The organism is Streptomyces sp. NPDC050439 (assembly GCF_040655335.1).
Lineage (GTDB): Bacteria > Actinomycetota > Actinomycetes > Streptomycetales > Streptomycetaceae > Streptomyces.
In genome coordinates this window covers 384397-398961 of record NZ_JBFAJT010000002.1, presented here as the reverse complement: position 1 = coordinate 398961, position 14565 = coordinate 384397, and the positions used below count along the sequence as shown (strand labels likewise).

The 14565-nt window shown below is 71.0% G+C and carries 11 protein-coding genes; 8 read left to right on the top strand and 3 right to left on the bottom strand.

Features of this window, described 5'->3' with window-relative positions:
- Positions 1–55: 55 nt before the first annotated feature.
- Complete coding sequence (locus tag AB0I66_RS08865; RefSeq protein WP_363207069.1) at positions 56–1201, bottom strand: S1 family peptidase; 1146 nt, start codon at positions 1199–1201, stop codon at positions 56–58.
- Between the two features lie 239 nt (positions 1202–1440).
- On the opposite strand from AB0I66_RS08865, the gene AB0I66_RS08860 reads away from it, so the two are divergent.
- The 6 genes from AB0I66_RS08860 to AB0I66_RS08835 all read left to right on the top strand — a co-directional run bounded on the left by AB0I66_RS08860 (position 1441) and on the right by AB0I66_RS08835 (position 10104).
- Complete coding sequence (locus AB0I66_RS08860; RefSeq protein WP_363207068.1) at positions 1441–3705, top strand: excinuclease ABC subunit UvrA; 2265 nt, start codon at positions 1441–1443, stop codon at positions 3703–3705.
- Positions 3706–3766: 61 nt separating this feature from the next.
- Positions 3767–5728 carry a M13-type metalloendopeptidase gene (locus tag AB0I66_RS08855; RefSeq protein WP_363207067.1) on the top strand — a complete coding sequence of 654 codons (1962 nt, stop codon included), beginning with the start codon at positions 3767–3769 and terminating at the stop codon, positions 5726–5728.
- Positions 5729–6020: 292 nt separating this feature from the next.
- Positions 6021–6182, top strand: coding sequence for a putative leader peptide (locus tag AB0I66_RS08850; protein ID WP_363207066.1), 162 nt, complete (start codon positions 6021–6023; stop codon positions 6180–6182).
- 117 nt (positions 6183–6299) lie between these two features.
- Positions 6300–7535 (top strand): LLM class flavin-dependent oxidoreductase, encoded by a 1236-nt coding sequence (locus AB0I66_RS08845; protein ID WP_363207844.1) that lies wholly within the window; start codon positions 6300–6302, stop codon positions 7533–7535.
- 17 nt (positions 7536–7552) lie between these two features.
- On the top strand, positions 7553–8962 hold the full coding sequence (locus AB0I66_RS08840) for an NtaA/DmoA family FMN-dependent monooxygenase (RefSeq protein WP_363207065.1): 1410 nt from the start codon (positions 7553–7555) through the stop codon (positions 8960–8962).
- Between the two features lie 14 nt (positions 8963–8976).
- Positions 8977–10104 (top strand): LLM class flavin-dependent oxidoreductase, encoded by a 1128-nt coding sequence (locus tag AB0I66_RS08835; RefSeq protein ID WP_363207064.1) that lies wholly within the window; start codon positions 8977–8979, stop codon positions 10102–10104.
- 10 nt (positions 10105–10114) lie between these two features.
- Here the strand turns inward: AB0I66_RS08835 and AB0I66_RS08830 are convergent, their stop codons facing one another.
- Positions 10115–10816, bottom strand: a complete 702-nt coding sequence (locus AB0I66_RS08830; protein WP_363207063.1) for a hypothetical protein — start codon at positions 10814–10816, stop codon at positions 10115–10117.
- Between the two features lie 201 nt (positions 10817–11017).
- On the bottom strand, positions 11018–12244 hold the full coding sequence (locus AB0I66_RS08825) for a helix-turn-helix domain-containing protein (protein ID WP_363207062.1): 1227 nt from the start codon (positions 12242–12244) through the stop codon (positions 11018–11020).
- A gap of 170 nt (positions 12245–12414) precedes the next feature.
- Here AB0I66_RS08825 and AB0I66_RS08820 point away from each other — a divergent pair, with 170 nt between their 5' ends.
- Positions 12415–13590: a lactate 2-monooxygenase gene (locus AB0I66_RS08820; protein ID WP_363207061.1), complete on the top strand. Its 1176-nt coding sequence runs from the start codon at positions 12415–12417 to the stop codon at positions 13588–13590.
- Positions 13587–14564, top strand: coding sequence for an NAD(P)-dependent oxidoreductase (locus AB0I66_RS08815; protein WP_363207060.1), 978 nt, complete (start codon positions 13587–13589; stop codon positions 14562–14564). The genes AB0I66_RS08820 and AB0I66_RS08815 overlap by 4 nt, the downstream gene beginning before the upstream one ends.
- Position 14565: the final 1 nt, after the last annotated feature.

Below are 14565 nucleotides of genomic sequence, written 5' to 3'. Positions count from 1 at the left end.
ACCGCAGCGGCGTACGCGCCGGGCCCTCCCGCGGGCCCGGCGCGGTCCGCCGCCGTCAGGCGGTGTGCAGGGTCAGGCCATAACGCCCGAGGATCTCGTTGACGGGCTGGTGCCAGGTCTCACCGCCGCCGCTGCAGTTGCCCCAGCCGCCCGAGGTGACGCCCTGGGCCTGGTCGCCGCTGATGAACGAGCCGCCGGAGTCGCCCGGTTCGGCGCAGACGCTCGTCTTGGTCATCTGGTGGACGGCGCCCTGGCTGTAGTTGACGGTCTCGTTCTTGGCGAGGACGGTGCCGCAGTGCCAGTGCGTGGTGGAGCCGGAGCGGCAGATCGACGCCCCTACGGGTGCCTCCGCCGAGCCGCGCACGAGCTGGTCGGAGACGGTGCCCCAGCCGAGCACCACCGGGACGGTCCACCAGCCGTTGCCCACGCTCACGTACGCGTAGTCGTTGCCGGGGAACGAGGAGCCCTGGAAGCTGCCGATGTTCGAGCCGTCCCAGCCGCGCACACCGGCTCCCGCCTGCCCGCAGTGGCCCGCGGTGACGAACCCTCCGTGCACCGAGAAGCCGATGGAACAGCGGACGTTGCCGGTGTAGTAGGGGTCGCCGCCGACGGTGCCCGCGGCGAACGTGCTCGGTGCCTTGCCGACCGTCTCGACCTGCACGGGACCCGCCTCGCGGGCCCGGTCGACGAACCGCCGGACATCGTTGTCGTTCTTCTGAGCAGCGACGACGTTCACCACGACCTTGTTGCTGCGCGGCGCCACATGCCAGCTGCTGACGCCCTTGGGCGCGTCCAGTGCGTCGATGCGCTTCTTGGCGGCGTCCAGTTCCTTCGCGCTGTGGCGGACCACGCGGACGGTGGCGCCGGTCTCGCGCAGGGCGTCGGCCTTGCCCGCGCTGGTGGTGGCGACGGTGAGCCTGGCGGTCTTCGCGTCGTACCAGGAGCCCGCGTACGTGGCTCCGGCCGCGCGCTGCGCCGCGCGGTCGACGCGGGTCGCGGTCTTCTCGGCGGCGAGGCGTTCGCGCGCCTGGCCCGCGGTGAGTCCGAGGTCGCTCTGGAGGGCGGTGAGCATGCCCGCGGAGGCCGGGGGAGGAGTGGGGGCGGGGGCGGCGCCGGCGGTGGAGGTGAGCGAGGCGCTTGCCCAGGTGCCGACCAGGAGCAAGGAGGAGACGGCGATGCGGGCTCCGGTTCTGCGTCTCATGGCAGTGCCCTTTCTGTCGTTCCGTCGAGGTGGGGAGGAACAGGGTGATGAGAGCGCTCTCACGATGAGTTCAGGCGGAGCATAAGAGCGACGCGGCGGTCATGTCCATACCAACTGAGCGCTCTGGGGCGGCAATTGGAGCCGGAAATCGACGGCGGACAAATACTGGGTACGGTGTACGCGCATCACTGGGTACGGTGTACGCTTTTCCTTCCGCCCGTTCAGGCCAAGGAGCATCAGTGACGGTCATCCCCGCCGACAGCCACCACGTGATTCAGGTGCGAGGCGCCCGCGAGAACAATCTGCGGAACGTCTCGCTCGACATCCCCAAGCGGCGGCTCACCGTCTTCACCGGAGTCTCCGGCTCCGGGAAGTCCTCGCTCGTCTTCGGCACCATCGCGGCCGAGTCGCAGCGGCTGATCAACGAGACGTACACCGCGTTCGTCCAGTCGTTCATGCCGAGCCAGAGCCGCCCCGACGTCGACAGCCTGCGCAACCTCAGCGCCGCGATCGTCGTCGACCAGGAGCGCATGGGCGCCAACTCGCGTTCCACGGTGGGCACCGCCACCGACGCGTACACCATGCTCAGGATCATCTTCAGCCGCCTCGGCGACCCGCACATCGGGACGTCGGGCGCCTTCAGCTTCAATCTGCCCGAAGGCATGTGCCCCCAGTGCGAGGGCACCGGTGAGGCCTCCACCGTCGACGTGGACCAGCTCGTGAACCGCGATCTCTCCCTGAACGAGGGCGCGATCACCGTCCCCTACTACGCGGTGGACTCCTGGAGCTGGCAGGTCATGGTCAACTCCGGCTTCCACGACCCCGACAAGAAGCTCAGGGACTTCACCGAGCAGGAATGGGCCGACCTCCTGCACAAGGCCCCGGTCAAGGTGAAGGTCGGCTCGAACGGCTTCACGTATGAGGGCCTGGTGGCCAAGATGCAGCGGACCTGGCTCGCCAAGGACCGCGACTCCCTGCAGCCCCACATCAAGGCCTTCGTCGACCGGACCGTGGTCTTCGCCCGCTGCGGGCTCTGCGACGGCACGAGGCTGACCGCGGACGCGTTGTCGTCCAGGATCGACGGCCTGAACATCGCCGACTGCTCGGCCATGCAGATCAGCGATCTGGCCGCGTTCGTCCGGGGCCTCGACGACCCCGCGGTCGCGCCGCTGATCACGGGCCTGCGCGAGCTGCTCGAATCCCTTGTCGAGATCGGACTCGGCTATCTCAGCCTGGACCGCACGTCGGGCTCGCTCTCCGGCGGCGAGGCGCAGCGCGTGAAGATGGTCCGCCATCTCGGCTCCAGCATCACCGACGTCACGTACGTCTTCGACGAGCCGACCATCGGCCTGCACCCGCACGACATCCGGCGCATGAACGACCTGCTGCTCCGGCTGCGCGACAAGGGCAACACGGTGCTGGTGGTGGAGCACAAGCCCGAGGTCATCGCCATCGCCGACCACGTGGTGGACCTCGGCCCCGGCGCCGGTACGGTGGGCGGCGAGATCTGCTTCACCGGCGACGTGGCCGGGCTGCGCGCGTCCGGCACGCTGACCGGGCGGCACCTGGAGCACCGGGCCCGGCTGCGCGAGCAGGTGCGGGTACCCAAGGGGCAGCTCTCCATCAAGGGCGCGGACCGGCACAACCTCAAGGACGTCGAGGTCGACATCCCGCTCGGGGTGCTCGCCGTGGTCACCGGCGTCGCCGGGTCAGGCAAGAGCTCGCTGATCCACGGCTATCTCTCCGGACAGGAGGGCGTGGTGGTGGCCGACCAGTCCCCGATACGCGGCTCGCGCCGCTCGAACCCGGCGACCTACACCGGTCTGCTCGGCCCGATCCGCACCGCGTTCGCGAAGGCCAACGGCGTCAAGGCGGCCCTGTTCAGCGCGAACTCCGAGGGCGCCTGCCCCAAGTGCAACGGCATCGGTCTGATCTACACCGACCTCGCGATGATGGCCGGGGTGGCGTCCGTCTGCGAGAAGTGCGAGGGAGAGCGCTTCACGGCCGAGGTCCTCACCTACCGGCTGCGCGGCAAGAACATCAGCGAGGTGCTCGGCATGTCCGTCGCCGAGGCGCACGACTTCTTCCCCTCGGGCCAGGCCCACACCATCCTCGGCCGCCTCAGCGATGTCGGGCTCGGCTATCTGCGGCTCGGACAGCCGCTCAACACCCTCTCCGGCGGCGAGCGCCAGCGCCTCAAGCTCGCCATTCACATGGCCGAGAAGTCCTCGACATACGTCCTGGACGAGCCGACGACCGGGCTGCACCTGGCCGACGTGGACAAGCTGCTCGCGCTGCTCGACCGGCTCGTCGACGACGGCAACTCCGTGGTCGTCATCGAGCACCACCAGGCGGTGATGGCGCACGCGGACTGGATCATCGACCTGGGCCCCGGCGGCGGTCACGACGGCGGGCAGGTGGTGTTCACCGGCACCCCCGCGACCCTCGTGTCCGAGGGGGAGACCGTGACGGCGCGGTACCTGCGGGAGTACGTCGCGGGATGAGGCCGGTCCGGTGGTGACCGGCCGATCGTGCTCGGGCCCCGTGTCCGCGTAGGGTGCGTGAATGAGCATGCTGGATGACGCCCACGCGGGCATGAACCCCGAGATCCGGCCGCAGGACGACCTGTTCGGCCACGTCAACGGTCACTGGCTGGAGAACGAGCCGATCCCCGAAGATCGCTCCAGCTGGGGCCCCTTTGTGCAGTTGGTCGACACGGCCGAGGAACAAGTGAAGGTGATCATCCAGGAGCTCGCGTCGGCCGTGACGGCCGGCGCCGTCCCGGATGACGCGCACAAGATCGCCACGCTGTACGCCTCCTTCATGGACGAGGAGACGATCGCCGCCCGCGGGCTCGCCCCGGCACAGCCCCTGATCGACGAGGTCAAGGGTCTGCGGGACACCCGGGAGCTCGCGGCGTTCCTCGGCCGTTTCGAGCGGATCGGCGGCTCCGGTCTCTTCGGCTCCTACATCGATTCGGACGACCGCGACTCCGACCGCTATCTCTTCAACATCGTTCAGGGCGGCCTCGGCCTGCCCGACGAGTCGTACTACCGCGAAGAGAAGTTCGCCGAGATCCGCGAGAAGTACGTCGCCTACCTCACCGAGCTGCTCACTTTGGGGCAGCACGCCGCGCCCGCCGAGGCCGCGCAGGCGGTCCTGGCCCTGGAGACCCGGCTCGCCGGCGGTCACTGGGAGCGGGCCGAGACGCGTGACGTGCAGAAGACCTACAACCTCCTCACCCTGCACGAACTGATCACCCTGGCGCCGCACTTCGACTGGCGCGGTTATGTCGCGGGGCTCGGTGGCTCGGAAGAGACCATCGCCGAGTCGTGCGTCCGCCAGCCGTCCTACCTCCGCCACCTGTCCGCGGTCCTCGACGAGGTGCCGATCGAGCAGTGGCGCGACTGGACGCTGGTCCGGGTGCTGCGCTCCTGCGCGCCCTACCTCACGGACGCTTTCGTCCGGAACAACTTCGAGTTCTACGGCCGCACCCTCAACGGCACCCCGGAGCTGCGCGCCCGGTGGAAGCGGGCGGTCGCTTTCGTCGAGGGCTGCATCGGCGAGGCGGTCGGCAAGGAGTACGTGGCGCGGCACTTCCCGCCGAGCTCCAAGGCGATGATGGACGACCTCGTCGCCAACCTCCTCGAGGCCTACCGCCAGTCGATCGCCCGGCTCGACTGGATGACGGACGAGACGAAGGAGCGCGCCTACGAGAAGCTCGCCACCTTCCGTCCCAAGATCGGCTACCCCGACACCTTCCGCGACTACTCGGCCCTCCAGGTGTCCGCGGACGACCTGCTCGGCAACGCGCAGGCGGCGGACGCCTTCGAGTCCGACCGGCAGCTCGCGAAGATCGGCGCACCGGTCGACCGCGACGAGTGGTTCATGCTGCCGCAGACCGTCAACGCCTACTACAACCCGGGCACCAACGAGATCTGCTTCCCCGCGGGCATCCTGCAGAAGCCGTTCTTCTCGCCCGACGCCGACCCCGCCGAGAACTACGGCGGCATCGGCTCCGTCATCGGCCACGAGATCGGCCACGGCTTCGACGACCAGGGCGCGCAGTACGACGGCGCGGGCAACCTCAACGACTGGTGGACCGCGGCCGACAAGACCGCGTTCGAGGCAAAGTCGAAGGCGCTGGTCAAGCAGTACGACGCGTTCTCGCCCCGCAACCTCCCCGGCGAGTTCGTCAACGGCTCGCTGACGGTGGGCGAGAACATCGGCGACCTGGGCGGCCTGACCATCGGGCACACGGCGTACAAGATCGCGCTCAACGGCGATCCGATGCCCACGAAGGACGGCCTGACCGGCACCCAGCGGCTCTTCATGAACTGGGCCTACTGCTGGCGCACCAAGCGCCGCAAGGAGCAGGAGCAGCAGTACCTCACGATCGACCCGCACTCGCCGCCGGAGTTCCGGGCCAACATCGTCCGTAACCTCGACGAGTTCCACGAGGCGTTCGGGACGAGGGAAGGCGACGGTCTCTGGCTGGACCGGGCGGACCGCGTCAGGATCTGGTGAGCTGGTGATCTGGTGATGTCCGGGACGGCCGCGGCAGCTTGGCCGCGGCAGGGTGGCCGCGGCCGTCCCGATCCGTCGACCGCATCGGCGCGGGGCCGGAACAGATGGAGCGGCCCGGCGGTTGAGCCTGACGAAGGCGGACGCCGAACGGCGGCGCGTGCGGTGGTGTCGGCCTCGCCATGATCCACGGGCATTGCGTGCGGCTGCGCCCTCGCGTAGCGTCCGAGCAGGTTCCAGCGCGAGACCGGTGAGGCCGCAGGCCCGCCGATCCGGAAGGGCGGAGGTGACGGTCGTGCCACTGCTGCCGAACGTGCCACCGCTGTCGCCCGCGGCACCGCTGTCGCCCGTGCCCGGTCCGCGCGTCCTCGTGATCGGCCCGAGCCGCCAGGTGCATCTGTACTCCCGGCACCACATCGACCTGCAGCGTGTCGCCGGCGCGCTCTGTCGTTCCTGACCCGTCACCCGCCGCCGTGCACCCTCGGAGCCGAGGGGCCGGCGTTCTCGTACGGTCGATCAGGAAGGCACCCTTCTCGTGTCGTCATCACCTTCATCCCGTCTGCCCTCTTCCCGTCTGCCCTCTTCCGCTCCCTCGGCTTCTTCCGACGCGCTGCACCTCGCCGTCGCGCTCGACGGGGCGGGCTGGCACCCGGCCGCCTGGCGCGAACCGGTGTCCCGGCCAAGGGAGTTGTTCACCGCCCGGTACTGGGCCGATCTCGTCACGGAAGCCGAGCGCGGCCTCCTCGACTTCGTGACGATCGAGGACGGGCTCGGCCCGCAGTCCTCGCACTTCACCGCACCCGACGGACGCACCGACCAGATCCGCGGGCGGCTCGACGCCGTCCTCATCGCCGCCCGCGTCGCCCCGCTGACCAGCCACATCGGTCTGGTGCCGACGGTGGTGGCCACGCACACGGAGCCCTTCCACATATCCAAGGCGATCGCAACGCTCGACTATGTGAGCGCGGGCCGTGCGGGCCTGCGCGTGCAGGTGTCGGCGCGCCGGAACGAGGCCGCGCACTTCGGGCGCCGCACGTTTCCCGCCTTCGGCATCGAGGACCTCGAACGGCCGGACGTACGGGAGTTGACCGCCGAGCTCTTCGACGAGGCGGCCGATCACATCGAAGTGGTGCGCCGCCTCTGGGACAGCTGGGAGGACGACGCGGAGATCCGAGACGTCGCCACCGGCCGCTTCATCGACCGCGACAAGCTGCACTACGTCGACTTCGAGGGCAAGCACTTCAGCGTCAAGGGCCCCTCGATCACGCCCAGGCCGCCCCAGGGCCGGCCGATCGTCAGTGCGCTCGCCCACGAGTCCCGGACCCACGCGCCGTTCCGGCTGCTCGGCCGCTCGGCCGACATCGGATACGTCACCCCGCGCGACGCCGGACACGCGCGCGCCGTCGTCAGCGCGGTCCGCGGTGAACAGGACGCCGCCGGGCGGGCCGAGGAGCCCCTGCACCTCTTCGGTGACCTGGTCGTGTTCCTCGACGACGACGCGGCCGCCGCCGCGGACCGCCGTGAGCGTCTGGACGCCCTCGCGGGCCACCCGTACACCAGTGACGCGCAGGTGTTCACGGGTACGCCTTCCCAACTGTCCGATCTACTCGCCGAGTTGGGGCAGGCCGGGCTCACCGGGTTCCGGCTGCGTCCCGCCGTCGTCGGCCACGACCTTCCGGCGATCACCCGGGGCCTGGTGCCCGAGCTCCAGCGGCGCGGCGCCTTCAGGCGCGCGTACGAAGCCGACACCCTGCGCGGCCTGCTTGGCCTCGCCCGCCCCGCGAGCCGCTACGCGGCCGCCACCGCCTGAGCCGGAAGGACCCCGTCATGAGCAAGTCTCCGGACAAGCCGCTCAAGCAGATCCACCTCGCGGCGCACTTCCCCGGCGTCAACAACACCACCGTGTGGAGCGACCCCGAGGCCGGCAGTCACATCGAGTTCAGCTCCTTCGCGCACTTCGCGCGGACCGCCGAGCGCGCCAAGTTCGACTTCCTGTTCCTCGCCGAGGGGCTGCGCCTGCGCGAACAGGGCGGAAAAATCTATGACTTGGACGTCGTGGGCAGGCCCGACACCTTCACCGTCCTCGGTGCGCTCGCCGCCGTCACCGAACACCTGGGCCTGACCGGCACCATCAACTCCACCTTCAACGAGCCCTACGAGGTGGCGCGACAGTTCGCCAGTCTCGACCATCTCTCGGGCGGACGCGCCGCGTGGAACGTCGTGACCTCCTGGGACGCCTTCACCGGCGAGAACTTCCGCCGTGGCGGATTCCTCCCGCAGGAGGAGCGCTACTCCAGGGCCAAGGAGTTCCTGGCCACGGCGAACGAGCTCTTCGACTCCTGGCGCGGTGACGAGATCGTCGCCGACCGGGTCACCGGCACGTTCCTGCGCGACGCCCAGGCGGGTGCCTTCGTCCACAAGGGTCAACACTTCGACATCCAGGGCCAGTTCAATGTCCCGCGCAGCCCTCAGGGGCGGCCGGTCATCTTCCAGGCAGGCGACTCGGAGGAGGGGAGGGAGTTCGCGGCCTCCGGCGCGGACGCGATCTTCAGCCGGTACAGCACGCTCAAGGAAGGGCAGGCGTTCTACACCGACGTCAAGGGACGCCTCGCCCGTCACGGCCGCACCGACGACCAGCTGCTCATCCTGCCCGCCGCGACCTTCGTCCTCGGGGACACGGACGCCGATGCGGAGGAACTCTCCCGGGAGGTGCGGCGCCTCCAGGTCAGCGGAGCCACCGCCATCAAGCACCTGGAGTTCGTCTGGAACCGCGACCTCTCCGCCTACGACCCGGAAGGCCCGCTGCCCGACATCGACCCGGACCTCGGCGAGCACACCATCGCCCGCGGCCGGGCGCAGGTGCGGATGTACCGCGACCCGCTGGCCACCGTCCGGGAGTGGCGCGAGCTCGCGGCCGCGAACAACTGGTCCATCCGCGACCTCGTCATCGAGACCGGCAACCGCCAGTCCTTCGTCGGCTCCCCGGCCACCGTCGCCGAGACGATCAACTCCTTCGTCCAGGCCGACGCCGCCGACGGCTTCATCCTCGTCCCGCACCTCACCCCCGGCGGTCTCGACGCCTTCGCCGACACCGTGGTCCCGCTGCTCCAGGAGCGCGGCGTCTTCCGCACGGAGTACGCGGGCACCACCCTGCGCGACCACCTGGGCCTGGCCCACCCCGACACGGGCGTGGACGCGAGCGCCCCCGAGCCCGTGCCCGCGTCGGCCGGCCACTGAGGAGGAGCACACCCATGTCACAGATCCCTCTCGGCGTCCTGGACCTGGTCCCGGTCTCATCCGGCTCCACCGCGACCGAAGCGCTGCACCACTCCATCGACCTGGCCCGGCGGGCCGAGCAACTCGGGTACGCCCGTTACTGGTTCGCCGAGCACCACCTCAACCCGGGCGTGGCAGGCACGTCACCCGCGGTCGTCCTCGCCCTCACCGCCGCGGCGACCTCCACGATCCGGCTCGGGGCAGGCGCCGTGCAGCTCGGGCACCGCACCGCGCTCTCCACCGTCGAGGAGTTCGGCCTGATCGACGCGCTGCACCCCGGGCGCCTCGACCTCGGTCTCGGCCGCTCCGGCGGCAAGCCACCCGCGACGCCCGCCGCCGCGCTGCCGACCGCGACCCCCGTCGTCGACGGCCGCGCCCCCAACGGGCTGCGGATTCCGGCGCGCTTCTCCTACGAACATCTGCTGGGCTCGCCCCGCGTCGCGCTCCAGCGCAAGCTGCTCCAGCAGCCGCACGCCCAGGCGCAGGACTACGGCGAGCAGGTCGACGACATCCTCGCCCTGCTCGCGGGAACGTACCGCTCCGACGACGGCGTCGAAGCGCATGTCGTCCCCGGTGAGGGCGCCGAGATCCAGGTGTGGGTCCTGGGCAGCAGCGGCGGTCAGAGCGCGGACGTCGCGGGCCGCAACGGCCTGCCCTTCGCCGCGAACTACCACGTCAGCCCTGGCACGGTGCTCGAAGCGGCCGAGGGCTACCGTGCCGCGTTCACACCCTCCGACGTACTGGACAAGCCCTACGTCAGCGTCTCCGCCGACGTGGTCGTCGCTCAGGACGACGAGACCGCCCGCGAACTCGCCGCGGGCTACGGCCCCTGGGTCCGCAGCATCCGCACGGCCGAGGGCGCCATCCCGTACCCCACGCCGCAGGAGGCACGCGCGCACGTCTGGACCGACGCGGACCGCGCACTGGTCGAGGACCGCACCGAAACCCAGTTCACCGGCTCCCCGGGCCGCGTCGCCGACCTCCTGGAACAACTCCAGGAAGCCACCGGCGCCGACGAGTTGCTCATCACCACCATCACCCACGGCCACGCCGACCGGGTGCGCTCCTACGAACTGCTCGCCGAGGAGTGGCGGCGCAGGTAGAGGGCTGGTATCAGGCGATGGGCCAGCAGTTGTACGCGTTGTAGTTGGTGCCGTTGCAGCCGAACCACTTGCCGTACAGGCAGGGGCCGATGTCGTGCCAGCCACCGTGACAGCAGGCCAGGCAGGTGAAGCCCCCGTATCCGTCGCTCACGCAGGCCGAGCTGCCGTCCACGCACTGGGCCTGGGCCCGGGGCGTGGCATCGGGTGGCGTGCCCTGCGGGGAGACACCCCAGGTGAGGGGAGCCGCTGCCGGGCCCTGGGCTGCTGGGCCCCGTACTCCTGGGGCCTGCGCTGCCGGGCCGTGCGGCCCGGGGTGCTGGGGAGGCCGTGGCAGGGCCTGCGGGCCCGGCGGAGGGGGCTGGATGTGAGCCGGGGTGCCGCACGGCGAGGGCGCGGATGCGGCGCCGGCGCGCGCGTAGTGGGCGAGCAGCGTGGCCAGGACCGCGTGTTCGGGGGAGTCGGACTCCTTGAGGGTGAGCTGGACGAGGCTGTGCGTGTGGTCGTCGCAGGGGACCTGGCGCAGCAGCTCCACCCGGTCGATGAGGCCGACGGGGATCGTCGTCCAGTCCTGGCACGTCGCGCCGGGAGCGAACTGGACGCTGTCCGCGCCGTCCTCGGACTTCTTGACCATTCCGACGACGACGGGTTGCTCGCGGACCGTGTCCGACGCGAGTGCCTGCAGGAATTCCGTACCGCTGAACGACCTGGGCATGTGTCTCCTCTCGGCGCGCCGTGCAGGCGCGCCATTCGATGCCACGAGGTTCGCCTGATCGCCGGGATCGGCACAACAGAGGCGGAGGTCGCCAATCCGGATAGGTGAACCAGGCCTGTACGCGGGGGCGTTGACCGGTCAGTGCGCGCCCGGGCAGAGAGCCCGAGCGCAAGGGGGCAGATCCGCGCGCCCTCCTTGCCGTCAGCGGCCGGGGCCCTGCCGGCCCCGGCCCCCGGGCACGATCGTCCGCGCGATGTCCAGCGTCAGGCGTTGCCAGGGGTCCTGGGGGTCGCGGGACGTGATGTCTCGGACGCGGCGCAGGCGGTAGCGGACGGACTGGGGGTGGAGATGGAGTGCGCGGGCCGCTGCGTTGGCCGAGCCGGTGTCGATGTACGCGGTGAGGGCTTGGAGGAGGTGGCGTCGGGCGCCATCGACGAGTTGACCGAGGACGATGCGGCCGATCTGGTCGGGGCTCACCACCGGGTGACCCGCGAGCAGGGCGAGGACGTGGGCGTCGGCGTCGGTGAGGACCCGGTCGGGGTGATGGGCGTGCGGGGGAGCGGTGTCCAGGGCGCCCGCGGCGAGCCGGTGGGCGACGGCCACGCGCTCCAGGCTCTCGCCCGAGATCACGCAGCCGCGCCAGGCGTGCTTGCGCAGGACCTCGGGCACGGCGTCGGCGGACGCGGCGGGCAGGAGGAGTACGGCGCGCGATCCGTGGGTCGTCGCCAGGGACGTCGTCGCCGGCGGTGTCCTCTGCGCCCCCTCTCCGCCGAGGGCCGCGAGCAGGGTCGTCGAGGTGGTGAGGGAGATGTCGGACGGGTGGCCGTCCTGGTCTTCGGAGAAGGCCGGCTCCGCCAGCAACAGGCAGTAAGGGTCCGGCAGTTGTACGCCCAGGCGGGAGGCCCGCGCGCCGAGTGCGCCCAGCGACGCGTGCCGGCCGGCGATCAGGTCGTCGAGCAGCAGTTGGAGTGACCTGTCGCGGTCACCGGCGAGGCGCTCGCTGGTGGCCGCGTACGCCGTCGTCATCTCCTCGGAGAGGGTGTCCATCGCGGTGAGCAGCAGTCGGGTCAGGGCGAAGGCGTCCCGCGCGGACAGCTGCGGCGCGCGGGCCGCGACCTCGTCCGCGAGTACCGCGGCCGCGACCCGGTAGGCGCGGAGCACGGCCTGCAAGGGGCGGCCGTCCGCCGCCCGCGCCGCCGCGATCCCCCGGAAGCGCCGCAGATCGGCGTCACCGATCGCACCGTCGGTCACCCAGTGGTCGAGGAGGCGGTCCGTCGCCCAGGCCGCGATGGCCCGCACCTCGGGGAACCTGCTGCCGTCCAGTGCCGTGTACGCCGGAACCTGCTCGTGCACCGCGTCGACTACCGCCTCGACGAGGCGGGGATCGGACAGGAGTTCCTGCCGGACGCGTTCCCGCTTGTTTGTCACAGGGTGATGGTCCCATCGGAAAAGAGTGCGTACGACCATGGACGGGGCTTGTCACTGTGGCAAGGATCGTCGGTAGGCGGTGCTGTGATTCGCAGTCTGGCAGCCTCGCCGTTCTCCGCAGTCGCACGCAGTCGCACGCAGTCTTCAGGCCATCGGACGGGACCCACCACATGACGACGACGCCGAACTGGGCGGACTTCCAGTACGAGATCTACCTCAACGGCATGACTGGCGCCGTGCCCCGCCTGCCCACCGACCTGACCCGTCTGGAGGAGCTGACCGAGCAGCGCCTGGGCCCTGGCCCGGTCGGCTACGTCTCCGGAAGCGCGGGCAACGGCAGCACCGCCCGCGCCAACCGCGAGGCCCTCGAGCGCCGCCGGATCGTGCCGCGCATGCTGCGTGACGTGCACGAACGCGATCTGTCCGTGGAGGTGCTCGGCCACCGGTTGCCCGCACCGCTGGCCCTCGCGCCCGTCGGCGTCCTGTCGATCATGCATCCGGAGGGCGAGTCCGCCGCCGCCCGCGCCGCCGCGGCCCGCGGCGTCCCGTTCATCCTGTCCTCGGCCTCCAGCACCCCCATGGAGCAGGTCGCCGAGGAGATGGGCGACGCGCAGCGGTGGTTCCAGCTGTACTGGGCCAAGGACCGTGACGTCACCAAGAGTTTCCTGGACCGGGCGAAGGCCGCGGGCTTCACGGCGCTCGTCGTCACGCTCGACACCCCGCTGCTCGCCTGGCGGCCGCGCGACCTGGACCAGGCGTATCTGCCCTTCCTGCACGGCGTGGGCACCGCCAACTACTTCAGTGACCCCGCGTTCCGGGCCGGCCTCGCCAAGCCGGTGCACGAGGACCCGAACGCGGCCGTGATGCACTTCGTGGGCATGTTCGCCGACCCCGCGAAGACCTGGCCCGACCTGGCGTTCCTGCGCGAGAACTGGGACGGCCCGATCGTGCTCAAGGGCATCCTGCATCCGGACGACGCACGCCGCGCCGCCGACGTGGGCATGGACGGCGTGGTGGTCTCCAACCACGGCGGCCGCCAAGTCGCGGGCTCCGTCGCGGCGGCCGACGCGCTGCCCCGCGTCGTGGAGGCGGCCGGCGACCGGCTCTCCGTCCTGTTCGACAGCGGTATCCGTACCGGTGACGACATCTTCAAGGCGCTCGCCCTGGGCGCCGAGGCCGTCCTCGTGGGGCGGCCGTACGCCTATGGGCTCGGCATCGACGGCCAGGCGGGCGTGGACCACGTGATCCGCTGTCTGCTCGCCGAACTCGACCTCACCCTGGCCCTGTCCGGGCACGCCGGGCCCGCCACCCTCACCCCCGACGACCTGATCGAGGAGACCGCATGACCACCGTGAAGAACGTCCTGGCCGTCGTCTCGCCCCACGTGGGCGGCCGCGCGGCGGGAGGCGCCCTCGCCGGGCTGTTGCCCGGGACGGCGCACGTCACCGTCGTGGAGTCGGCCGACGAGGACCCGGCGGCCCTGCGCGCGGCACACGTCATCATCACCGGCCTCGCGCCCGTCACCGCCGAGCACATCGCGGCGGCACCGGACCTGGAGTTGGTCCAGTGCGCGAGCCACGGCTTCGACTACGTCGACCTGGAGGCGGCCCGCTCGCGCGGGATCTCCGTCTGCTCGATCGGCTCCAGCGGCGCCGAGAAGCAGAACGTGGCCGAGCAGACCTTCGCCCTCATGCTCGCCCTCGCCAAGCAGCTGATCCCGGCGCACACCGCGCTGACCGAGGCGGACTGGGCGCTCCCGCGCCTCCAGCAGTCCATCACGGAGCTCTCCGGCAAGACGCTCGGCATCGTCGGGCTCGGCCACATCGGCGAGGAAGTCGCACGCCGCGCGGTCGTCTTCGACATGAGCATCGTCTACGCGGGGCCGCGCGCCCTGGACGCGGAGACGGAGGCCCGCCTGGGCGGAGCGCGCCACGTCGAACTCGACGAACTCCTGCGTACGTCCGACTACGTCAGCCTGCACGCCCCGCTGACCGAGCGGACGCGCCACCTCCTGGACGCCGAGCGTCTCGCCCTCCTGAAGCCGACGGCGTTCGTCGTCAACACGGCGCGGGGCGCGCTCATCGACCAGGACGCCCTTGCCGACGCGCTCACGGCCGGGAAGCTGGCCGGTGCGGGCATCGACGTCTTCGACCCCGAACCGCCCACCGCGGCCCTGCGCCTGCTGAAGGCGCCGAACGTGGTGCTGTCGCCGCATGTGGCGGGTGTGACCCGCGAGACGCTGGTGCGCATCGGCCTCGCCGCGATCCAGAACGTCGCGGGTCACCTGGAGGGCAAGCCGCTGGGCGACGTGGTGTCCTGAC

Excerpts from the sequence above, each read along its gene's own strand:
- AB0I66_RS08865 (WP_363207069.1), bottom strand. The coding sequence starts at position 1,201 with ATGAGACGCAGAACCGGAGCCCGCATCGCCGTCTCCTCCTTGCTCCTG.
- AB0I66_RS08855 (WP_363207067.1), top strand. The coding sequence starts at position 3,767 with ATGAGCATGCTGGATGACGCCCACGCGGGCATGAACCCCGAGATCCGG.
- AB0I66_RS08840 (WP_363207065.1), top strand. The coding sequence starts at position 7,553 with ATGAGCAAGTCTCCGGACAAGCCGCTCAAGCAGATCCACCTCGCGGCG.
- AB0I66_RS08835 (WP_363207064.1), top strand. The coding sequence starts at position 8,977 with ATGTCACAGATCCCTCTCGGCGTCCTGGACCTGGTCCCGGTCTCATCC.
- AB0I66_RS08830 (WP_363207063.1), bottom strand. The coding sequence starts at position 10,816 with ATGCCCAGGTCGTTCAGCGGTACGGAATTCCTGCAGGCACTCGCGTCG.
- AB0I66_RS08820 (WP_363207061.1), top strand. The coding sequence starts at position 12,415 with ATGACGACGACGCCGAACTGGGCGGACTTCCAGTACGAGATCTACCTC.
- AB0I66_RS08815 (WP_363207060.1), top strand. The coding sequence starts at position 13,587 with ATGACCACCGTGAAGAACGTCCTGGCCGTCGTCTCGCCCCACGTGGGC.